Below are 21,396 nucleotides of genomic sequence, written 5' to 3' on the forward strand. Positions count from 1 at the left end.
TGTCGGCGCCGGGTCCTACTGTGGCCCCCATGAGCATCGACGAATCCAACGTCGGCACTGCCGTCATCCGTCCGGGCGACTCCGACTGGGAGTCCGCCCGCAGATTCCACTCCGGCATCGGGGAGCCCGCTGCCATCATCCGCGCCGCGTCGGTCGACGACGTGCGCGGCGCCCTGCGCTACGCCGCCGCCGAGCGCCTCGAGGTCATGATCCGCGGCGGCGGCCACAGCGCGTGGGGCGGGGTCCCCGGCGGCCTCACCCTCGACATCTCGGCCCTCGACGACATCGTCGTCGATGGCACGCGCGTCCGCGTGGGCGGCGGCGCGCAATGGGGCGCCGTCGCGCACGCGCTCGCCGAGCGCGGGCTCGGGCTGAGCTCGGGCGACACCGCCTCGGTCGGCGTCGGCGGCCTCACGCTCGGCGGCGGCATCGGCTGGATGGTGCGGGCGTGGGGTCTCGCGTCCGACCAGCTCGTCGGTGCGGAGCTCGTCACCGCGAACGGCGAAGTCGTCGAGGTCTCCGATGCGACGCACCCCGAGCTGATGTGGGCGCTGCGCGGCGGCGGCGGCAACTTCGGCGTCGTGACGCGCTTCGACTTCGAGGCGCATCCTCTCGACGGCGTCGTGGTGGGCGTCTTCGGTCTGGGCGGCGACGTCGCGGCGACGCTGAGCGTGATGCGCGACCTGCTCGCCGACGCCCCACGCGAGCTCACGGTGACCTACATGGATGTGCCGCCGATGGACCCGAGCGCCCCTGCGGGCGCCGCGCTCACCGCCGTGTGGGCGGGCACCGACGAGGCGGCCGCGCGCGCGGCGCTCTCCGCGCTCGCGAGCGCGCCGGGCGTGAGCGAACGAGAATTCGGCGTGCAGGACTATCCGGATGTGCTGATGGAGGCGCCGGCGTTCGACCCCGAGCATCCGATGCCGGGCTTCGTTGGCGGCAACACGCTGCTGACGGTGCTCGACGACGACACGATCGCGCAGCTCGTGGACTTCCGCGCGCAGAACCCCGCGTCGGTCGTGCTGCTGCGCTCGCTCGGCGGCGCCTTCGGCGATGTCGCGCAGGACGCCACGCCGTTCCCCGCGCGCGATGCGACGTGGTTCGCGATGGCCGGGGCGTTCGACGTGCCCGGCATGCTCGACGCCGACGCGCGCGAGCGCGCTGTCGCCGCGTGGGACGCGATCGAGGCGAAGGGCGCCGGTGTGTACGGCAATTTCATCGCCTCCGCCGACCCGAGTGTCGCGGCGCGCATGTACCCGCCCGCCACGATGGCGCGTCTGGCGGCTGTGAAGCGGCAGTGGGACCCCGCCAACATCTTCTGCCGCAACCACAACGTGCAGCCCTGATCCGGCGGTACAACGCCTGAGGGCGGGCTCCCGGTGGGAACCCGCCCTCAGGCGTCTGCGAGCAGCAGTGTCAGTGCGTGTCCTCGGCCTCGACCTCAGTGCGGTCGCCCGACCACAGCGTGTGGAAGGTGCCCGGCTTGTCGATGCGCTTGTAGGTGTGCGCACCGAAGAAGTCGCGCTGGCCCTGGATCAGGGCCGCCGGCAGACGCTCGGCGCGCAGGCCGTCGTAGTACGCGAGCGATGACGAGAACGCGGGGGCGGGGATGCCCACCTTCGCCGACGTCGCGACGACCTCGCGCCAGGCGTCCTGCGCTCGGGTGAACACGTCCACGAAGAACGGCGCCGTGAGCAGCACCGGCAGGTCGGGCGTCTGGACGTACGCGTCGGTGATGCGGTTGAGGAAGCGGGCGCGGATGATGCAGCCGCCGCGCCAGATCGCCGCGATCTTGCCGAGGTCGATGTTCCAGCCGTACTCTGCGGCGCCGGCGCGGATCTCGTCGAAGCCCTGCGAGTAGGCGACGATCTTCGACGCGTAGAGGGCGAGGCGCACCTGCTCGATGAACGCGTCCGCGTCGTCGGCGGTGAATCCCTCGTTCGGGCCCGGGAGGTCGCGCGAGATCTCGCGCTGCTCGGGGTGGCTCGACAGCGAGCGGGCGAAGGTCGCCTCGGCGATGCCCGACACGGGCGTGCCCAGCGACAGCGCGGTCTGCACGGTCCAGGCACCGGTGCCCTTGGCGCCGGCCTGGTCGAGGATCACATCGACGAGCGGCTTGCCGGTCTCGGCGTCGACCTGGCGCAGCACTTCGGCGGTGATCTCGATGAGGTAGGACTCCAGCTCGCCGCGGTTCCACTCGGCGAAGACCTCGGCGATCTCGGCAGGCGACTTGCCCGTGCCGCGGCGGATGAGGTCGTAGGCCTCGGCGATGAGCTGCATGTCGGCGTACTCGATGCCGTTGTGCACCATCTTGACGAAGTGGCCGGCGCCGTCGTGGCCGACGTGCGTGACGCACGGCTCGCCCTCGGCGACGGCGGCGATCGAGCGCAGGATCGGGCCGAGGGTGATCCACGACTCGTCCGAGCCGCCGGGCATGAGCGACGGGCCGAGCAGCGCGCCCTCCTCGCCGCCCGAGACTCCCATGCCCACGAAGTTGACGCCGGTCTCGCGGACGGCCTTCTCGCGGCGGATCGTGTCGGTGAACAGCGCGTTGCCGCCGTCGACGATGATGTCGCCGGGCTCGAAGACCTCGAGCAGCGAGTCGATGACCGCGTCGGTCGGGCCGCCGGCCTTGACCATGATGATCGCGGTGCGCGGCTTCTGCAGCGACGCGGCGAACTCCTCGTACGAGAAGGCGGGGACGAAACCCGCCTCCGGGTGCTCGGCGATCAGTTCGTCGGTCTTGGCGCGGCTGCGGTTGTACACCGCGACCGTGTTGCCCTCGCGCGAAGCGAGGTTGCGGGCGAGGTTCGACCCCATCACCGCAAGACCCACCACGCCGATGTTCGCTGCGTTCTCGGACACTCGAGCTCCTGTCTTCGTTGCTACTTCAGCCTAGAGTCTGGCCTGCGCGTGTTACGCGGGAAGGGCCGTGTGCTCACGCCGGACGCCGGTCCGGTGTGAGAGGGGATCGGGATGCCACGGCTCGCAGCTGTCGGGACGAGCCTAGCCCCGCGGGGTCAGTCCCGGCCGATCGCCGCCGCGACGAGCGCGGCCTGGTCGGCGGGCGTCAGAGCGATGTCGACGACGATCGCGTGCTCGTCGGGGTCCGGCGCCTCCAGCGCGGCGAACTGCGAGTCCAGCAGCGCCGGCGGCATGAAATGCCCCTGGCGCTGCATCAGGCGCTGGAAGACGAGCTCCTTCGTGCCCGCGAAGTGCACGAACACCACCTCGTCGCGGCGGAGGATGTCGCGGTACGCGCGCTTGAGCGCAGAGCACGTGATGATGCCCGGCTCGCCGGCGGCGATGCGCTCGTCGATCCACGACCCCACCACCCCGAGCCAGGGGAGCCGGTCCTCGTCGGTGAGCGCGTGGCCGCGGCGCATCTTCTCCACGTTCGCGGCGGGATGCAGGTCGTCGCCCTCCTGGAAGGGCCAGCCGAGCCGGCCGGCCAGCATGGCGCCGACCGTGGACTTGCCGGTGCCGGACACCCCCATGAACACGAGCACGGGAGGCCGGCCGGCCGCCGGCATCCGCTCGTCCGTCTGCGCGCTCATACGAACACGCTCACGAGCAGCACGCCGCCGAGGCCGACGACCGAGATGAGGCACTCCAGCACCGTCCAGGACTTGAGCGTCTGCGCGATGCTCAGTCCGAAGTACTCCTTGATGAGCCAGAAGCCGGCGTCGTTCACGTGCGACAGGAACACCGAGCCCGATCCGATGGCGAGCACGAGCAGCGCCGTCATCGTCGGGTCGAGGCCTTCGGTGAGGGGCTGCAGGATTCCGGCGGCCGTGATGGTCGCGACGGTCGCCGACCCCGTGGCGATGCGGATCACCGCGGCGACCAGCCAGGCCAGGAACAGGATCGACAGACCCGACCCCGCGATCAGGTCGGCGATCACGTCGCCGATGCCGGTGTCGACGAGCACCTGCTTGAACCCGCCGCCGGCGCCGACGATGAGGAGGATGCCGGCGATCGGGCCGAGCGACGAGCCCACGGACTGCGTGATCCGGGTGCGGTCGAATCCGGCACCGCGACCGAGCACGAAGAACCCGACGACGACGGCGATCAGCAGTGCGATCACCGGTGTGCCGAGGAAGTCGACGGCCATCTTGACCGGCGACGTGGAACCGGGCGCGACGATGTCGGCGATGGCACGCGCCAGCATGAGCACGACGGGCAGCAGGATGCTGGCGAGCGTGGCGCCGAACGACGGGCGGCGCGTCTGCTGCTCGCCCTCGTCCTCGGCTGTGACGAAGAGGTCGGGGACCGGGACGCGCACCCAGCGGGCGGCGAGGTTCGCGAACAGCGGGCCGGAGATGATCACGGCGGGGATCGCGACGAGCACGCCGATCGCGAGGGTGACGCCGAGGTTCGCGCCGAGGATGTCGATCGCGGCGAGCGGGCCGGGGTGCGGCGGCACCAGGCCGTGCATCGCCGAGAGACCCGCGAGCGTCGGGATCGCGATCTTCATGAGCGGCAGTCCGGAGCGCCGGGCGACGAGGATGATGACCGGCACGAGCAGCACGAGGCCGACCTCGAAGAACATCGGCAGGCCGATGATGGCGCCGATGAGGCCCATGATCCACGGCAGGCTGCGGGGGGTCGCCCGGGCGACGAGGGTGTCGACGATGCGGTCGGCGCCGCCGGAGTCGGCGAGCAGCTTGCCGTAGATCGCACCGAGGGCGATCAGGATGCCGACGCCGCCCATCGTGGTGCCGAAGCCGGTGGTGAAGCTGAGGATCGTCTGCGCGGCGTCGAACCCGGCGACGACGCCGGTGGCGAGTGCGCCGATCATGAGGGCCAGGAAGGGGTGCACCTTCAGCCACGTGATGAGCACGACGATGATCGCGATGCCGACGACGGCGGCGGTGAGCAGCTGCCAGGGCGGCGCGACCGGTGCCGCGTCCGCGGCGGCCGCGGTCCCGGCGAAGAGTCCGATGAGGTCCATGAGCGTCCTTGGTCGATACGGGGCGGTTCCTTGACCCGCTGGTCGGAAGTAGTCTGACAAATCGCGATGACGGTGTCAATAAGTCCGACATAAAAAACTCGATCGCTCGGAATGTCGGATGAAAAGCCAGTCGTGCGGCATGATCGGACCATGTCGGAGACCACCCACGGCAGCCCCGTGCATGACGCGCTCGTCGAACGCGTCGGTGCGGCGATCGTGCACGGCGAGCATCCCGCCGGGTCGCGGCTGCTCACCGCGGACCTCGCCGAGGCCTCGGGGGCGTCGCGATCGGCCGCGCGCGAGGCGGTGCGCGTTCTCGAGTCACTCGGCCTGGTGAGCGTGCGCCGCAAGGCCGGGATCGAGGTGCTTCCCGTCGAGCACTGGAACGTCTACGCGCCCGAGGTGATCGCGTGGCGCCTGGACGGTCCCGACCGCGACCGGCAGCTGCACGAGCTCGGCGAACTGCGGGGTGCCATCGAGCCGCTCGCCGCGCGCCTGGCCGCCGGCAACGCCACGGATGCGCAGCGCGAGGCGCTCGTGGCGGCCGCGCTCGCCATGGCGCGCAACGAGCAGCGCGCCGATGACGCGGACTACCTGGCGGCGGACGTGCGCTTCCATCGCACGCTGCTGCGCGCGTCGGGCAATCCGATGCTGGGGATGCTGGGGGACGTGGTGCAGTCGGTGCTCGAAGGTCGCACCCGCCACGCCCTCATGCCGCAGGCGGCGAACCCCGAGGCGGTGCGCTGGCACCGCGATGTGGCCTTCGCCGTGGCCGGCGGGGACGCCGAGGCGGCGTTCGAGGCGATGTCGCGCATCGTCGGCGAATCCGACGCCGCCATCGGCGAGGCCGCCGTGGCGGAGCGCGGGTAGGGCTCAGTCCTTGCGGTAGCCCGAGCGGCCGAGGCTCCAGAACGCGAGGACGGTGCCGACGGTGCCGACCAGGGCCATCGCGCCGATCAGCCAGAGCAGGGCGTGAGACCAGAAGCCGTAGTCCATGGGGGTCCTCCGTGGGAGCGGGAAGCGGGTGCGTTCCTCATCGTAGCGGGGGCGCTGGTAGACTCGTGGCGAACTTCGGCGAGGGATGCCTCGCGCCTGCCGTCCGCGGCGGGATGCGGCATCCGTGATCGACGCGGTGAAGCCGGCCTCAGGGCTTTCCTCACGCGCGCGCGTTCGAGTCGAATCACAGGCAGTCTCTGCCGCCCACATACCCAGGCCCGCTCCGCGCAGGCCCGCAGAAAAAGGGGCCTTCGCGCCCCGCAAGGAGAACCCATGTCGACTGAGACCGACACCAAGGTCCTGGCCGAGTTCCGCGAGAACTTCGGCAAGGGCTACGCCCGCCGCCTCCGTGCCGCCGGTAAGATCCCGGCCGTCATCTACGGCCACGGCACCGACCCCGTCCACGTCGCCCTCCCGGGCCACCAGGTCGGCCTGCTCATCCGTCGCGCCAACGCGGTGCTCGAGCTCGACCTCGACGGCAAGTCGCAGCTGACGCTGGTGAAGGACGTCCAGAAGGACCCGGTGCACCAGATCGTCGAGCACATCGACCTCCTCGTCGTGAAGAAGGGTGAGAAGGTCGAGATCGAGGTGCCGATCGTCGTCGTGGGCGAGCCGTTCGCCGGCACCATCGCCAACCTCGACAACGCCACCGTCACGATCCAGGCCGAGGCCACCCACATCCCCGAGCACATCGAGGTCGACGTCGAGGGTCTCGAGGACGGTGCCCACGTGACCGCCGGCGACCTGAAGCTGCCGAAGGGCTCCGTCCTGGTGGCCGACGCCGAGCTGCTGATCGTCGCCATCTCGGTCCCGGCCGCGACCATCGCCGCCGAGGACGAGATCGCCGAGGCCGACGCCGAGGCCGCTGCTGAGCAGGCCGAGGCTTCGGAAGAGGCCGCCGCGGAGTAATCCCGTCACGAAGGCCCGTCACGACCTCGGTCGTGGCGGGCCTTCGTCGTGCCCGCGGCGCGCGGCGGTCGGCGTGGGGAGGTGCGATCAGGTGCCGAAGAGGACCCGGGATGCCGCCGGCTCGAGCCGCTCGGCGATGCCGTGCAGCGCGTCCTGGAGCAGATCGACGAGCTCGTCGTCGGTGAGCTGCTCGCCGATGGCGGCGTCGACGAGCGCCTGCTCGGTGAACGCGAGCCAGCCGCGCAGCCCGATCCGCAGCCGCAGCGACGGTTCGGCCCCGAGCTCCTGGAAGAGCGCGACGACGCGCTCGGTCTGCAGCAGGCGTGCCTGCTCGACGACCTCCCGGATCTCGGCATCGCCGCTGGCCGGACCGCGCACGAGCGACGAGAAGGTGCCCGCGTGCGCGCGCACGAACCCGACGGTGCGCCGCAGCGTGTCGGTCAGCCGGGGGAGAGGGGCGAGGTCCGGATCGGGCTCGGTGGCCTGTAGCATGCTGTCGCCGGCGGTCTTGACGACCTCGCGCTGATAGCCCTGTCGCGAGCCGAAGTAGTGGAACAGCAGCGCCCGCGAGACGCCGGCCTCGGCAGCGAGCGCCTCGATGTTCAGATCGCCCAGCGGGTGCTCGGCGAGAGCGGCGACCCCCAGGGCGATCAGCTGCGCCCGGCGCTCATCCGGCGACAGGCGGGCACGCCGCACCGCGGGGGTTTCGTCGACGCTCGCCGCCATGCTCCGAGACTATCGGCGCCGTGCGCGCGAGAGCGGGCGACGAGAGGTCCGATCGTTATTGACTTCGAGTGAATAGCTATTGACGGATAGTCAACAGTGTCCGTACAGTCGCCCTGGCGGCGCGTCGCCGCCGACTTCACTGCATCAAGGAGGATCCATGAAGTTCCCCTCGCTCAAGGGCTCCCGCCTCGGCCGGGTCGTCATCGCCGCCGTTCCGGTGGGCGTTGCGGCCAGTCTCGTCATGGCCGGCGTCGCAGGCGGCGCCGTGCCGGTCTCGTTCGCCGTGTCGGGGAGCCAGTTCAAGATCGCGGCGTCCGCGCTCGACGGCACGGCGTTCTCGCAGTACGCCGGCGTCGCCGCCCAGAAGGACGGCACGCCCCACCCGGTCGCGATCTCGAACATCGGCGCCGCGTCGCTGTCGGACCTGTGCCAGTCGGTCGTCACCGACACTCCGCTCGGAAAGCTCGGCCTGCTGATCTCGGCGGGCGGCGGCGGGAACCCGGCCACCGCCACCGATCTGCAGATCGGCCTCACCGACCTGCAGGGCGACGCGACCTTCGGCAACATCCGGATCGGCGTGGACGCCTCGACGGTCAACACGACGGCCAAGGGCGAGGCCGGCGGGTTCGCGCAGGACGCCGACACCATCAAGATCACGGGCCTCAAGCAGACGGCGTGGAGCACCCAGGCGGGCGTGTTCACGCTCAACGGGCTGCACCTGCAGCTGACGAACGGCAAGGAGTGCTTCTGAGCGCCCGCCCCTGAGCGCTCACCGGATCGAGCACCGACCGGCGGGGCGGGTCTCAGCCGCCTGCCCCGCACCCGCACCCGCACGACGACGAAGGAGTCCTCCGATGCACGACGCCGACCCGCGTTCCCCCGAACAGCGTGCCGACGACCTCGACGACCTGCTCGACGACGGTGCCCACGCCGCCGCGAGCGACGCGCCGACCAGGCGCGGGGCCGCCGCCTGGTACCGGACCCGCCCCGTGATCGGCGGCGCCCTGACCGTGCTGGGCGCGACGGCGATGCTGCTGTCGACCCAGCTCGATCTCGGCAACATCACCGTGCACGTCGGGATCGAGGGCATGCAGGCCACGATCCTGCCGCTCATCATCGCGCTGGCCGGCATCCTGGCCGTCAGCATGCCGGCGCACCGCATCTTCTACGGCGTGATCGTGCTCGTCGGCTCGATCTACTCGCTCGTCGCGGTCAACCTCGGCGGCTTCTTCGTCGGCTTCCTGCTCGGCTGCATCGGCGGCGTGATCATTGTCTCGTGGGCTCCGCGCTTCGCCGCGGCGACCGGAGAACAGCCGGAGGCCGCCGTCGCGCCGGAGGGCACCGCATGACCCGCACGACGGTGTGGCGGGCCGGCGCCGGCGCCCTGCTCGCGCTGCTGCTGGTCGCCGGGACCGGACAGGCAGCCTCGGCGCTGCCGACGGCGCGCGTCACGACGGACGAGGGATGCCTCATCCCCACTCCGCTCGGACCGCTGCTCGGTCTCGCCGACTGCGCCGTCCCGTCGCCGGAGAGCACGCCGGCGCCCGATCCGTCCGGCACGCCGACGCCGACGCCGACGGTCGCTCCAAGCCCGGCACCCACTCCGACGCCCCCCGCCGGCACCGGCACCCGGGCCGACGGCGAAAGCGACCGCGAGGCATCCACTCCGGCCTCCGACGAACCACCGGCGCCGGCCGCACCCGCACCCGCGCCCGAGCCTGATCCGCTCGCGCCACTGGACGAGGCTGCGCCGGTGTTCACGGGCGACCCGGCCACGCTCTCCGGCGCCGGCCTGCGGATCGAGGGGCTGCAGGGCATCGCGATCGTGAGCGTGCGCCTGGCCGACGGTTCGACCGAGCGCGCCATCCGGCTGCGCGCCGACAGCATCGTCGTCGACGGCTTCCGCCTCGACGTGCCCTCGGGCGAGGGCGGACTGCGCAACACCGCCACGACCCTCACGGTCGAGGGGCACGTCGTCGTCTACACGCCGTCGATCCGCGGCATCCTCGCAGACGGCACCGAGCGCCTCATCGACACCCTCACGACGCCCACCGTCGACGAGCTCGCCTCGCTCACGCGCCTGACGCTGCCGTTGCGCGGCATGCTCGCCGACAGCATCACGTACGACGACTCGCATCAGGCGACATTCTGAGCGGGTACGCTCGTGGGGGCCCGCGGCCCCCTGCGCGCGGGCCGGAGAGGACGCCGGCATGGCCGAGAACACGTGGCTCGTCGTCGGGCTCGGCAACCCCGGCCCCCGCTACGAACTGACCCGCCACAATGTGGGCCAGCTCGTTGTCGACGAGCTCGCCGGCCGCCGCAGCGAGAGCTTCAAGGCGCACAAGGCCAACGCCCGCGTGGTCGAGACCTGGCTGCGCCCGGGCGGGCCGAAGATCATCCTCGCGAAGGCCAACACGTTCATGAACGTGTCGGGCGGCCCGGTCGCCGGGCTGGCGAAGTTCTACGGCATCGACCCTTCGCACGTCGTGGTCGTCCACGACGAGCTCGACATCCCGTTCGACACCATCAAGCTCAAGGTCGGCGGCGGTCACGGCGGGCACAACGGCGTCCGCGACATCGCGAAGGCGCTCGACACCCCGGAGTTCCCTCGTGTGCGGGTCGGCATCGGACGCCCGTCGGGCCGGCAGGACCCGGCGGACTGGGTGCTCGACCCGTTCGGCGCGACCGAGCGCAAGAACCTCCCGATCCTCGTGGGCGATGCCGCCGACGCGGTCGAGCAGCTCGTGGACGAGGGCCTGCTGGCCGCGCAGCAGAAGCACCACGCGCCGCGCGCGTAGCCGCGGGCCCGAGGGCTCGGGCTCAGCCGCCGATGCCGGTGCCTGCGGCGAGCCCCGCCGTGAGGAATCCCTGCACGAGGCCGCCGAAGACGATCGGGCCGAGTGCCGCGACGACGATCGCCGTGATGCCGAGCGCCCGTCCGCGGCCGGTCACGGTCGCCACGATGCCCTGCACGAGCGCCCACACGCCGATCGCCGTGCCGAACCAGAACGACACCTCGCCCAGCAGCACCCAGTCGCGCACCGGCGTGAGGATCGACCAGTCCCAGCTGCCGTCCAGGGGCAGCGAGGCGAGTCCTTTGCCCGCCCCGAGGCCGATGCGGAAGCTCGCGATCGCCCCGCCGATCCCCGCACCCACGACGGCGACCAGCGCCAGGACGAGCGCGATCAGCCCCAGCCCGCGACCACGGCGCGCCGGAGCGGCAGCGGGCTGCGGCATCCCGAACCCCTGCGGCGGCGCATATCCTGCCGGCGGGGCGTACGCGCCGGGTGCGGGGACCGGAACGCCCGGTGTCGCCGCGGGCGGGGCCTGGGGCACGCCGAACGGCGGTGCGGCCGGCGGGACCCATCCGCCCGGCGGGACAGGCGGCTGCGGCGAGGCGTCGGGGGTGGTCACGCCCTCATCCTATGAGCGCGTCCCCGACCGGTCCCCGCCCCGCCGCGCCGCGATGTCGGCGGCGCGCCGTGCTCGCGCCTGCGGCGCTCGACGCTTGCTCGCTCGGCCCCGCCCGCAAGCGGTCGGGCCTCACTCGCGGGCGTAGACTCGTCCGGTGACAGTTCCCGGGATCGTGCGCGCCCTCGAACAGGCGGAAGCCTTCCGGGACGCGGTGGCCGCGGCATCCGTCGATGCCGACTTCTCCCTCGTCGAAGGACTCGACGCCCCGCTGCTGGCGGCGCTGATCGAGAAGCGCCGTGCCGCGGGCAGGCCACCTGTGCTGCTGCTCATCGCACCCACCGGTCGCCGCGCCGAATCCCTCGGTCCCGCGCTCGGGGCGCTGCTGCCCGGGGCAGAGGTGCTGCACTTCCCGGCGTGGGAGACGCTGCCGCATGAGCGGCTGAGCCCCAGCACCGAGACAGTCGGGGTCCGGCTGGAGATCCTCTCGCGAGTCGCACGATGGGATGCCGCGACGCCGCTCGTGATCACCGCCTCGGTGCGGGGCGCCCTGCAGCCGCTCGCCGGCGGGCTCACCGAGGTCGCTCCCGTCGAGCTCGTCAGGGGTGGCCGTGGCCACGAGCTCGGTGACGTCGTGACGCGACTCGTGGAGCTCGCCTACCACCGCGTCGACATGGTGTCGCGGCGCGGCGAGTTCGCCGTGCGCGGCGGCATCCTCGACGTGTTCCCGCCGACAGCACCGCACCCGTACCGCATCGAGTTCTTCGGCGACGAGGTCGACGAGATGCGTGCGTTCTCGGTGGCCGACCAGCGCTCGCTGCCCGGTGAGGTGCGCGAGGTCACGCTGGTGCCCAGTCGCGAGCTGCTGCTCACCGAAGCCGTCCGCGGCCGTGCGCGTCAGCTGAAGGACGAGTTCCCCGGTCTCACCGGCATGCTAGAGAAGATGTCCGAGGGCATCCCGGTCGAGGGCATGGAGTCGCTGCTGCCCGCCGTCGTCGACAGCATCGTCACGCTCGTCGACTACCTGCCCGAGGGTGCCGGCGTCGCACTCGTCGACCCCGAGCGCGCCGTCACGCGCGCGATCACGCTGGGCGAGACGAACCGCGAGTTCCTCGACGCGGCCTGGAGCGCGGCCACGGCCGGCGCCAAGACGCCGGTCGACCTGGGCGCCGGCGACTTCTTGTCGCTGCCCGAGCTGCGCCAGGCCGCCCATGCCCGCAGCGGCGTCTGGTGGACGCTGAGTGCGTTCGACTCGGGTGAGGCGGATGCCACGGTCGAGGGCCTGCTCGACGGCCCGATCAGCACCGATATCGAGGTCGCGCTGGAGGCCTCCGCCGCCATCCGCGTGCCCGGCACGGGAGTGCCGTCGTTCCAGGGCAACGTCGAGGGGGCCACCGACCACGTGGGTGCGCTGCTCGCGGACGGCTGGCGCGTGGTGGTCGCGGCATCCGGGACCGGACTCGTCGAGCGTGCCCGCGACGTGCTCGCCGAGCGCGGCATCGCAGCGCGCAAGGTCGACGACGTGCTGCACGCACCCGAGCCCGGCGTCGCGCACGTCGTCGTGAGCGTGCTCGAGCGCGGTTTCGAGTCGCCCGACGCGAAGCTCGCCGTGCTCACCGAGTCCGAGTTCTACGGCCGCACGATCGGCGGCGACACGAGGGTGGTCAAGAAGCTCGCGTCGCGCCGCAAGGCCGTCGTCGACCCGCTGCAGCTGAAGGCCGGCGACCACGTCGTGCACGCCACGCACGGCATCGGCAGGTTCGTCGAGCTGACCCAGCGCGAGGTCTCCAGCGGCGGGCGCAACGCCGTCAAGAGCGTGCGCGAGTACCTCGTGCTCGAGTACGCGCCGTCCAAGCGCGGATACCCGGGCGACAAGCTGTTCGTGCCCACCGACCAGCTCGATCTGCTGTCGCGGTATGTCGGCGGCGAGGCGCCGAGCCTGTCGAAGATGGGCGGCAGCGACTGGGCGCAGGCCAAGAGCAAGGCGCGCAAGGCGGTCCGCGACATCGCCGTCGAGCTGGTGAAGCTGTACTCGGCGCGCATGGCCTCGAAGGGCTACGCCTTCGGTCCCGACACTCCGTGGCAGCGCGAGCTGGAAGAGGCGTTCCCGTTCGCCGAGACGCCGGACCAGCTGCAGACGATCGACGAGATCAAGGCCGACATGGAGAAGCCGATCCCGATGGACCGGCTGCTGTCGGGCGACGTCGGCTTCGGCAAGACCGAGGTGGCCGTGCGCGCCGCGTTCAAGGCGATCCAGGACGGCAAGCAGGTGGCGATGCTCGTGCCGACCACGCTGCTCGTCAAGCAGCACCTCGAGACGTTCACCGAGCGGTTCGCCGGGTTCCCGGTCAAGGTGCGGCCGCTGTCGCGGTTCCAGACCGACAAGCAGGCGCGCGAGACCCTCGCCGGACTCACCGACGGCACCGTCGACATGGTGATCGGCACCCACCGCATCCTCACCGAGAAGGTGATCTTCAAGGACCTCGGCCTGATGATCATCGACGAGGAGCAGCGCTTCGGCGTCGAGCACAAGGATCAGCTCAAGAAGCTGAAGACCAACGTCGACATCCTCGCGATGAGCGCGACGCCCATCCCGCGCACGCTCGAGATGGCGGTCACCGGCATCCGCGAGATGTCGACCCTGCAGACTCCGCCCGAGGACCGGCATCCGATCCTGTCGTACGTCGGCCCGCGCAACGACAAGCAGATCGCCGCCGCGATCCGCCGTGAGCTGCTGCGCGAGGGGCAGGTCTTCTACGTCCACAACCGCGTGCAGTCGATCCAGCGCATCGCGTCCGAGCTCGCCGAGCTCGTGCCCGAGGCGCGCATCGCGGTGGCCCACGGGCAGATGGGCGAGCACATGCTCGAACAGGTCGTCGACGACTTCTGGGAGCGCAAGGCCGACGTGCTGGTCTCGACGACCATCATCGAGACCGGCCTGGACATCTCGAACGCGAACACGATCATCATCGACCGCGCCGACAAGTACGGCCTCAGCCAGCTGCACCAGCTGCGCGGACGCGTGGGCCGTGCCCGCGAGCGGGCGTACGCGTACTTCCTCTACGACGACCTGAAGCCGCTCAGCGAGACCGCGGCCGACCGGCTCGAGACGATCGCGGTCAACAACGACCTCGGCTCGGGGATGCAGGTCGCGCTCAAGGACCTCGAGATCCGCGGTGCGGGAAACCTGCTGGGCGCCGAACAGGCCGGTCACATCGCTGGGGTCGGGTTCGACCTGTACCTGCGCATGATCGGCGAGGCCGTCGCGACGTTCCGCGGCGAAGCGACCGAGGGGCCGACCGAGCTGCGGCTGGAGCTGCCGGTGCAGGCGCGCATCCCCGAGTCGTACATCGACAGCGAGCGTCTGCGCCTCGAGGCCTACCAGAAGCTGTCGGCTGCAGCATCTGTCACGGCCAAGGACGACGCGATCGACCTCGTGATCGACGAGCTCACCGACCGTTACGGCGAGCCGCCCGCCGAGGTCGAGGGCCTGCTGGCGATCGCGCGCCTGCGGCGCCGCGCCGCCCAGGCTGGGCTGGCCGACGTCGTCGCTATGGGCCCGAACCTGAGGGTCGCCCCGGCGAACCTGCCCGACTCGATGCGCGTGCGGCTGCAGCGCCTTCACCCGAAGGCGAAGCTCGTGGCAGGCGGTGAGGCGATGGTCGTGCCGCTGCCGAGCGCGGGCGGCGAGGCGCTCGGCGACGCCGAGCTGATCGCCTGGGTCGGTCAGCTGCTGGACCAGCTGTGGCCCGAGAAGAAGCCCGAGGCCGCGCCGGCCGCCGACGCCTGACGAGCGCGGGGTGCGGGGCGCCCCGAAGGACGCCCCGCACCGCGTCACGCGCGGGTCGCCGAGAACCGCTGCTGTGCGGCGTCGTACTCGACGACCCGCACGCGCAGCTCGACGCCCGGATCAGCCGCCGTGCCGCGCACGAGTCCCGGCACGCCGGCGCACTCCACGAGAACGCCGAACGGCACGGCCTTCGTCACGGTCGCCGTGATCACGTCACCGGCGGCGATGGTCTGCTCGCTCATGCATCCACCCCCTCTCGCTGTCGGGGCGAAGGAGGATGGGCGGATCACGAACCGGTCGGGTCGCCTTCCCTTGTCGAGCCGCGCTGCGCGTCCGGCACCACCCCGCTCTTCACGGCGGCGACGCTACCAGACCGCCGTGCCGAAGGGTGCAGAAAAGGCGGGGAACCGGATGCCGCGGCATCCGGTTCCCCGTCCGAGAGACGCTCTGGCGTCAGATGACGCCCTGGGCCAGCATCGCGTGTGCGACGCGCTCGAAGCCCGCGCAGTTGGCGCCCGCGACGTAGTCGCCCGGACGGCCGTACTTCTCGGCGGCCGTGAAGGCGGCGTGGTGCACGTTCGCCATGATGCCGCGGAGCTTGGCCTCGCTGTCATCGAAGTTCCAGCGCTGTCGGGCGGCGTTCTGGCTCATCTCCAGCGCCGAGGTGGCGACACCGCCGGCGTTGGCGGCCTTGCCGGGCGCGAACAGCACGCCGGCGCCCTGCAGCACCTCGACGGCCTCGGGGGTCGAGGGCATGTTGGCACCCTCGGCGACGGCCCGCACGCCGTTCGCGACGAGCGCGCGGGCGTCGTCGGCGTCGAGCTCGTTCTGCGTGGCTGACGGGACCGCGACGTCGACGGCGACGTGCCAGGGGCGCTCGCCCTCGACGTAGGTCGCGCCGGGGCGGCGGGCCGCGTACTCCGAGATGCGGCCGCGCTCGACCTCCTTGATCTGGCGCAGCAGATCGACGTCGATGCCGGCCTCGTCGAGGACGTAGCCCGACGAGTCCGACGCGGTCACGGCCGTGGCGCCGAGCTGGTGGGCCTTCTCGATCGCGTAGATCGCCACGTTGCCCGAGCCCGAGACGCCGACGCGCTTGCCGTGCAGCGTCTCGCCGTGGACGGCGAGCATCTCTTCGACGAAGAAGACCGCGCCGTAGCCGGTCGCCTCGGTGCGCACCTCGGCGCCGCCCCACTGCACGCCCTTGCCGGTGAACATGCCCGACTCGTGGCGGTTGGTGATCTTGCGGTACTGGCCGAACAGGTAGCCGATCTCGCGCGCGCCCACGCCGATGTCGCCGGCGGGCACATCGGTGTGCTCGCCGAGGTGGCGGTAGAGCTCGCTCATGAACGACTGGCAGAAGCGCATGATCTCAGCGTCCGAGCGGCCGTGCGGGTCGAAGTCGCTGCCGCCCTTCGCGCCGCCGATGCCCTGACCGGTGAGCGCGTTCTTGAAGATCTGCTCGAAGCCGAGGAACCTGATGATCGACAGGTTCACCGACGGGTGGAAGCGCAGGCCGCCCTTGTACGGGCCGAGCACCGACGAGAACTGGATGCGGTAGCCGCGGTTGACCTGCAGGCGGCCGGAGTCGTCGACCCACGGCACACGGAACATGATCTGACGCTCGGGCTCCACGATCCGCTCCAGGATGCCGCCGTCGACGAACTCGGGGTGGGTGTCGAGCACCGGTGCGATCGACTCGAGCACCTCGTGGACGGCCTGGAGGAACTCAGGCTCGTGGGGGTTGCGGGCTTCGACAGTGTCCAGGACGAGCCGGACGGTGTCGTTGGAGGTCAGAGTGGTCACTGAGGACATGGGGGTGGTGCTTTCGGAAGGCCAGCAGAATGGGCGACGTCGTCGGCGCTTTTACACCCTACATACCGTGCGGGGCGCGCTCGCGCGTGTGACGACCTGTGCGACGGCTACGCTGGCCCCATCCGATCCACGAGCGCGGGAGACGGCGACGATGCGTTTCGAGCACCTCGGGGCTGAGCCCCGCATCCACCCCACCACGACTGTCGCTGCCAGCGCCGTGATCAGCGGCGATGTCGCGATCGGCCCCGACTGCCAGATCCTGCACGGCGCGGTGATCACGGCGGAGGGCGGCCCGATCACCCTCGGGGCGAACGTCATCGTGATGGAGAACGCGCTGATCCGCGCGACCGCGACCAATCCGGTGCACATCGCCGACCACGTCCTGGTCGGCCCGATGGCGAGCGTCTCGGGCGCCGTCATCGAGGACGAGGTGTTCCTCGCCACCGGCACGCGGGTGTTCAACGGCGCCCGCATCGGCGCGCGCAGCGAGGTGCGCATCAACGCGGTCGTGCACCTGCGCACGACGCTGCCCGCCGAGACGACGGTGCCGATCGGCTGGGTCGCTGTCGGCGACCCTCTCCAGGTGCTGTCGCCGGACCGCCACGAGGAGATCTGGGCGGCGCAGCGCGAGCTCGACTTCCCGGGCTATGTGTTCGGGCTGGACCGCGAGACGCCCGACCTCATGGTGCAGCTCACCGAGCGCTACGGCCGCAGCCTCGCCCGGCACGCCGACGACCGCCGCCTGGACTGAGCCGTCAGCCGCGCAGCAGCGCGGCGGTCCGCCGCAGCCAGATCGTCGGGTCGGCGCGGTGGTAGATGTGCTCCGACGGCTCGATGCGGTCGAGGAACCCGCGGTACAGCGTCGCCTGCCGCAGCGCCGAGAAGGGCGCGAGCAGCTCCAGCGCGCGCTCCGGTTCGGCTCCCGGGACGACCGTGCGCCAGGCGGTGGTCCAGTACGCCGAGAGCGTGGATGCCGCGGCCGCCGGCATCCGCTCCATGAAGGCCGCGTGGTCCAGCAGCGGGTGACCGATGCCGCTGTCGCCCCAATCCAGCAGGACGAGCCCGTCGTCGTCGCCGCGGAGGTTGCCGGGATGGAAGTCGCCGTGCACGAGCGTGTCGGGCAGGCCGCAGGCGCCGAGGTCGGCCTCGAGCCGGGGGAGCCGGGCGATGAGGCTCGCCACCGCGGCGCGGTCTTCGGCGTCGAGGTCGTCCGCGAGGGCCAGCGTGCGCTCGGCCATCGGCACGAGCGTGGCGGGCGCCCACCGCGGCATGGACGGCAGGGTCGACGGATCGACGGACGACTGGATGCCGACGAGCAGGTCGATCATGCGGCGCGCGGTCGTCGCGCCGGCGCCGTAGCGGTCGTCGCCGGGCACGTCGGCGAGCAGCACCGCGTCGTCGGTGCGGGCGAGCAGGCGCGGCACCGCGAACTCCTGCAGCCGCTCGAGCACCGCACCCTCGTGCGAGAAGAAGGGCGGCACGGCCTTGAGCCACACGATGCCGGAGCCGGTGGGCAGGCGCCAGAGCGCGGACAGGTTCCACGTGCGGATCTGCTCGGGCTCGCGGATGATCGCGACGCCCTGGGCGGCCAGCGCCGCCTGCGCCCACATCAGGTACCGGCTCGGTCCGCCGGGCTTGGCCCACGCCATGCGCAGGCGCGCGTCGGCGATCAGCGCGGCATCTCCGTCGTAGAGCGTGAGCGCGGGGCGCTCGGGCACCTCGGCGACGTACACGACCTCTTCGGGGGCGTCCGCAGTGCGCGGCGTCACGCGAGCGAGCCGCAGCAGGGTCGGCGCGATGCCGAGCGCGGTGCGGGCCGCGGCGAGGACGGCGGGAACCTCGCGCCAGTCCCAGTCCGGCTCCGAGGCGGGGTCGGAGCCGGGCGACACGGTGAACGGCGCCGTCACCCCGAGCGGTGTGCCGCCCGGGAGCACCAGCACCAGCCGGACCGAGAGCCCGGCCGCCGCGGTCACCGGGTCACCCGGTGTTCTGCAGGCCCGCCGCGACACCCGAGACCGACAGCAGCAGCAGGCGCTGCAGTTCGGGATCGACGGGTGCGTCCTGGGGCGCCTCGCGCAGCGCGCGCAGCGCCCGCAGCTGCAGCAGCGACAGTGCATCGACGTAGGGGCTGCGCATCTTGACGGCCCGCTGCAGCACCGGCTTGTTGCCGAGCAGCTCGGTGCCGCCGGTGACGCGGATGACCCAGTCGCGCGTCAGGTGCATCTCGTCGCGCACGAGCGCCGCCAGGTCGTCGCGGTCTCCGAGCTCGAGGTAGTGCCGCGCGATGCGATCGTCGGTCTTCGCGAGGCTCATCGCGACGTTGTCGATCAGAGTGCGCAACAGCGGCCACTCCTGGTAGGCGCGCTGCAGCAGCTGCTCGTCGCCCACGGTCTCCAGTGCCGTGCCCAGGCCGAACCAGCCGGCGAGGTTGATGCGCGCCTGTGTCCAGGCGAACACCCACGGGATCGCCCGCAGGTCCTCGAGCGACTCGACCGACAGGCCGCGACGGGCCGGGCGCGAGCCGAGAGCGAGCAGACCGATCTCCTCCATCGGGGTCACTGTCGCGAACCAGGGCGCGAACCCGGGCGCCTTGACGAGCGAGAAGAACCGTTCGCGGGATGCCGCATCCATCGTCGCGGCGACGTCGGCGTAGCGCTCGGCGGCCGCACGGTTGCGGTCCTCGTTCGAGGGTGCCGAGGCGAGCAGGATCGCGGCGGCGACCTGGTCGATGTGGCGGATCGCGATGGCCGGGTCGCCGTAGCGGGCGAAGATGACCTCTCCCTGCTCGGTGAGCTTGAACCGGCCGTCGACCGAGTGCGGCGGCTGGGCGAGGATCGCCGAGTTCGCAGGGCCCCCGCCGCGACCGAGCGCACCACCGCGACCGTGGAACAGCGTGAGCTCGATGCGGTTCTCGTCGGCCCACTCGGCGATCTCGGCCTGCGCCTGGTACAGCGCGAGGTTGGCCGCGACCGGCCCGACGTCCTTGGACGAGTCGGAGTAGCCGAGCATGACCTCCAGGCGGCGTCCGGTGGCGTCCAGGCGTGCCGCGAACTCGGGGTGATGGACGATCTCTGCGAGGATGCGGGGCGCTGCCTGCAGGTCGGCGAACGTCTCGAACAGCGGGATCACGTCGAGCACCGGGGGCGTGCCGTCGGGGCCGACCGCGAAGCGGGCCAGCTTGTGGACGTTGGCGAGGTCGTCGGCGGACTGCGTGAACGACACGATGTAGCGGCCGGCGGCGCGCGGTCCGTAGCGCTCCTGCAGGAACGCGATCGTGCGGATGACGTCGAGCACCTCTTCGGCCAGTTCACTGCGGGGCGCGTCGGACTCGAGCTCCGCGAGGACCTTGGCGTGGACGGCCGAGTGCTGACGGACCTCGAGCTCGGTCAGGTGGAACCCGTAGGTCTCGATCTGCCACAGCAGCTGCTGCAGGTGTCCGTACGCCTGACGCGGCGCTCCCGCCTGCACGAGCGAGTCCTGCACGGTGCGCAGGTCGGCGAGCAGATGCTCGGGGTCGCGGTACGCGAGGTCGGCGTTGCGCTTGCGCGTCGCGTCGATCTTGCGCGCGATGAGCAGCATGATGCGGCGGTGCGGCTCGTCGGGGGAGCGCTTGGCGATGTCTTTCGCGGCGTCCTCGTCGGCGGCGCGCAGACGCTGCCACAGAGCGACCAGAGCGTCGCTCGGCGGCGTCGTGGCGGCATCGAGGGTGAGCGTGCGGCCGATGCGGCTGGCCGTGTGCTCCAGGCCGAGCAGGACGTGCTCGCTCGCGATCGCGGACGCCTTGCGGGTGACGGATGCCGTCACGAACGGATTGCCGTCGCGGTCGCCGCCGACCCAAGATCCGACGCGCACGAACGGGCGGACGATCGGGGCCCTGCCGCCGGCATCCGCTCCCTGCAGCGCGTCGTCGATACGGCGGTAGACGTGCGGGACCGCGGTGTAGAGCGTGTCGTCGAAGACGGCCATGACCGCGCGCACCTCGTCGGTGGGCGACGGCTTCTCGGGGCGCAGCGGCGCGGTGCGCCACAGCGTGTCGATCTCTTCGAGCATGCGGCGCTGGGCGCGGCGCTCGTCGGCGCCCCCGGTCTGTGCCAGATCGTGCTCGCCGAGGAGATCGGCCAGACGGCGGATGCTCGTCGAGACGGCTCGACGGCGGGCCTCGGTCGGGTGGGCCGTGAAGACAGGGTGGAAGCGCAGCGCCTGCAGGCGCTGCAGGGCGGTGTCGTCGCCCACCTCGGCAGCCAGACGCGTGAAGGCCGATGCCACGGTGTCGGCGGACTCGCCGCCGCCCTGCCGGCCGTTGCGCTCGCGCAGCACGCGCACGCGCTGGTGCTCTTCGGCGAGGTTGACGAGGTGGAAGTACGCGGTGAAGGCCCGGGCCACCTCGTCGGCGCGGGCCACAGTGAACGAGTCGGCGATGGCCGCGGCGCGGGCGAACGCCTCGGGCGTCTCATCGGTGTACGCCTGGATCGTCGCCGTGCGCAGCCGCTCGACGTCCTCGTAGAGGCCGGTCGAGCCGCTCTCGCGCAGCACCTGACCGAGCAGCGTGCCCAAGAGGCGCACATCGCCGCGCATGTTCTCGGGGATTCCCTGCTCCGCCTCGAATCGCCCGACGAGGTCGATCGCTTCGGTGTTGGTGAGTTCGCGCATCACTCCAGGCTAACGCTGTGTCGTTTCACGGATGTCACGTCGGACGCTGTGTGACGACCGCCGCACGGGCGCTCTGGCTAGACTGGCCCGCGGAGAGCCGGGAAGTCTGGTCGGCACGTCCTTGCCGACCCGCGAACGCCCCCCA

Annotated in this window: 19 protein-coding genes; 9 read left to right on the plus strand and 10 right to left on the minus strand. The window is 71.7% G+C overall.

Features of this window, described 5'->3' with window-relative positions; all coding sequences use genetic code 11:
* Nucleotides 1–29: 29 nt before the first annotated feature.
* Nucleotides 30–1,346 (plus strand): FAD-binding oxidoreductase, encoded by a 1,317-nt coding sequence (locus ABEA46_RS03605; RefSeq protein WP_345542988.1) that lies wholly within the window; start codon nucleotides 30–32, stop codon nucleotides 1,344–1,346.
* Nucleotides 1,347–1,416: 70 nt separating this feature from the next.
* Here ABEA46_RS03605 and gndA read toward each other — a convergent pair whose 3' ends face one another.
* The 3 genes from gndA to ABEA46_RS03620 all read right to left on the minus strand — a co-directional run bounded on the left by gndA (nucleotide 1,417) and on the right by ABEA46_RS03620 (nucleotide 4,954).
* Complete coding sequence (gene gndA, locus ABEA46_RS03610) at nucleotides 1,417–2,865, minus strand: NADP-dependent phosphogluconate dehydrogenase (RefSeq protein ID WP_345542989.1); 1,449 nt, start codon at nucleotides 2,863–2,865, stop codon at nucleotides 1,417–1,419.
* A 155-nt stretch (nucleotides 2,866–3,020) separates the two neighbouring features.
* Nucleotides 3,021–3,557 carry a gluconokinase gene (locus tag ABEA46_RS03615; protein ID WP_345542990.1) on the minus strand — a complete coding sequence of 179 codons (537 nt, stop codon included), beginning with the start codon at nucleotides 3,555–3,557 and terminating at the stop codon, nucleotides 3,021–3,023.
* Nucleotides 3,554–4,954, minus strand: a complete 1,401-nt coding sequence (locus ABEA46_RS03620; protein ID WP_345542991.1) for a GntP family permease — start codon at nucleotides 4,952–4,954, stop codon at nucleotides 3,554–3,556. The genes ABEA46_RS03615 and ABEA46_RS03620 overlap by 4 nt, the downstream gene beginning before the upstream one ends.
* A gap of 150 nt (nucleotides 4,955–5,104) precedes the next feature.
* On the opposite strand from ABEA46_RS03620, the gene ABEA46_RS03625 reads away from it, so the two are divergent.
* The gene (locus ABEA46_RS03625) at nucleotides 5,105–5,824 is read left to right on the plus strand and encodes a FadR/GntR family transcriptional regulator (protein WP_345542992.1); all 720 of its coding nucleotides are present in this window, start codon (nucleotides 5,105–5,107) and stop codon (nucleotides 5,822–5,824) included.
* A gap of 3 nt (nucleotides 5,825–5,827) precedes the next feature.
* Here ABEA46_RS03625 and ABEA46_RS03630 read toward each other — a convergent pair whose 3' ends face one another.
* Nucleotides 5,828–5,950, minus strand: coding sequence for a hypothetical protein (locus ABEA46_RS03630; RefSeq protein WP_345542993.1), 123 nt, complete (start codon nucleotides 5,948–5,950; stop codon nucleotides 5,828–5,830).
* Between the two features lie 273 nt (nucleotides 5,951–6,223).
* Between ABEA46_RS03630 and ABEA46_RS03635 the strand changes: the two genes are divergently transcribed.
* Nucleotides 6,224–6,859: a 50S ribosomal protein L25/general stress protein Ctc gene (locus ABEA46_RS03635; RefSeq protein ID WP_345542994.1), complete on the plus strand. Its 636-nt coding sequence runs from the start codon at nucleotides 6,224–6,226 to the stop codon at nucleotides 6,857–6,859.
* Nucleotides 6,860–6,946: 87 nt separating this feature from the next.
* Here ABEA46_RS03635 and ABEA46_RS03640 read toward each other — a convergent pair whose 3' ends face one another.
* A complete protein-coding gene (locus tag ABEA46_RS03640; protein WP_345542995.1) occupies nucleotides 6,947–7,585 on the minus strand; it encodes a TetR/AcrR family transcriptional regulator in 639 nt (212 codons plus the stop codon).
* Nucleotides 7,586–7,742: 157 nt separating this feature from the next.
* Between ABEA46_RS03640 and ABEA46_RS03645 the strand changes: the two genes are divergently transcribed.
* The 4 genes from ABEA46_RS03645 (at nucleotide 7,743) to pth (ending at nucleotide 10,383) form a co-directional block, all read left to right on the plus strand.
* Complete coding sequence (locus ABEA46_RS03645) at nucleotides 7,743–8,336, plus strand: DUF6230 family protein (protein WP_345542996.1); 594 nt, start codon at nucleotides 7,743–7,745, stop codon at nucleotides 8,334–8,336.
* Nucleotides 8,337–8,439: 103 nt separating this feature from the next.
* The gene (locus tag ABEA46_RS03650) at nucleotides 8,440–8,934 is read left to right on the plus strand and encodes a DUF6114 domain-containing protein (protein WP_345542997.1); all 495 of its coding nucleotides are present in this window, start codon (nucleotides 8,440–8,442) and stop codon (nucleotides 8,932–8,934) included.
* Nucleotides 8,931–9,737 carry a hypothetical protein gene (locus ABEA46_RS03655; RefSeq protein ID WP_345542998.1) on the plus strand — a complete coding sequence of 269 codons (807 nt, stop codon included), beginning with the start codon at nucleotides 8,931–8,933 and terminating at the stop codon, nucleotides 9,735–9,737. The genes ABEA46_RS03650 and ABEA46_RS03655 overlap by 4 nt, the downstream gene beginning before the upstream one ends.
* A 58-nt stretch (nucleotides 9,738–9,795) precedes the next feature.
* Nucleotides 9,796–10,383 carry an aminoacyl-tRNA hydrolase gene (gene pth, locus ABEA46_RS03660; RefSeq protein ID WP_345542999.1) on the plus strand — a complete coding sequence of 196 codons (588 nt, stop codon included), beginning with the start codon at nucleotides 9,796–9,798 and terminating at the stop codon, nucleotides 10,381–10,383.
* 22 nt (nucleotides 10,384–10,405) lie between these two features.
* Here pth and ABEA46_RS03665 read toward each other — a convergent pair whose 3' ends face one another.
* On the minus strand, nucleotides 10,406–10,999 hold the full coding sequence (locus ABEA46_RS03665) for a hypothetical protein (RefSeq protein WP_345543000.1): 594 nt from the start codon (nucleotides 10,997–10,999) through the stop codon (nucleotides 10,406–10,408).
* Nucleotides 11,000–11,153: 154 nt separating this feature from the next.
* On the opposite strand from ABEA46_RS03665, the gene mfd reads away from it, so the two are divergent.
* Entirely contained in the window at nucleotides 11,154–14,786 is a 3,633-nt protein-coding gene (mfd, locus tag ABEA46_RS03670) for a transcription-repair coupling factor (protein ID WP_345543001.1), read from the plus strand.
* Nucleotides 14,787–14,830: 44 nt separating this feature from the next.
* Here the strand turns inward: mfd and ABEA46_RS03675 are convergent, their stop codons facing one another.
* Nucleotides 14,831–15,028 carry a hypothetical protein gene (locus ABEA46_RS03675; protein ID WP_345543002.1) on the minus strand — a complete coding sequence of 66 codons (198 nt, stop codon included), beginning with the start codon at nucleotides 15,026–15,028 and terminating at the stop codon, nucleotides 14,831–14,833.
* 211 nt (nucleotides 15,029–15,239) lie between these two features.
* A complete protein-coding gene (gene gdhA / locus ABEA46_RS03680; RefSeq protein ID WP_345543003.1) occupies nucleotides 15,240–16,592 on the minus strand; it encodes an NADP-specific glutamate dehydrogenase in 1,353 nt (450 codons plus the stop codon).
* Nucleotides 16,593–16,752: 160 nt separating this feature from the next.
* Here gdhA and ABEA46_RS03685 point away from each other — a divergent pair, with 160 nt between their 5' ends.
* Nucleotides 16,753–17,352, plus strand: a complete 600-nt coding sequence (locus ABEA46_RS03685; protein WP_345543004.1) for a gamma carbonic anhydrase family protein — start codon at nucleotides 16,753–16,755, stop codon at nucleotides 17,350–17,352.
* A 4-nt stretch (nucleotides 17,353–17,356) separates the two neighbouring features.
* On the opposite strand, the gene ABEA46_RS03690 is transcribed toward ABEA46_RS03685, so the two are convergent.
* Nucleotides 17,357–18,574, minus strand: a complete 1,218-nt coding sequence (locus ABEA46_RS03690; protein ID WP_345543005.1) for a phosphotransferase — start codon at nucleotides 18,572–18,574, stop codon at nucleotides 17,357–17,359.
* Nucleotides 18,575–18,578: 4 nt separating this feature from the next.
* Nucleotides 18,579–21,251, minus strand: coding sequence for a phosphoenolpyruvate carboxylase (locus tag ABEA46_RS03695; protein WP_345543006.1), 2,673 nt, complete (start codon nucleotides 21,249–21,251; stop codon nucleotides 18,579–18,581).
* Nucleotides 21,252–21,396 lie beyond the last annotated feature (145 nt).

Origin of the sequence: Microbacterium jejuense (assembly GCF_039544225.1) — a bacterium.
GTDB classification, from domain to species: domain Bacteria; phylum Actinomycetota; class Actinomycetes; order Actinomycetales; family Microbacteriaceae; genus Microbacterium; species Microbacterium jejuense.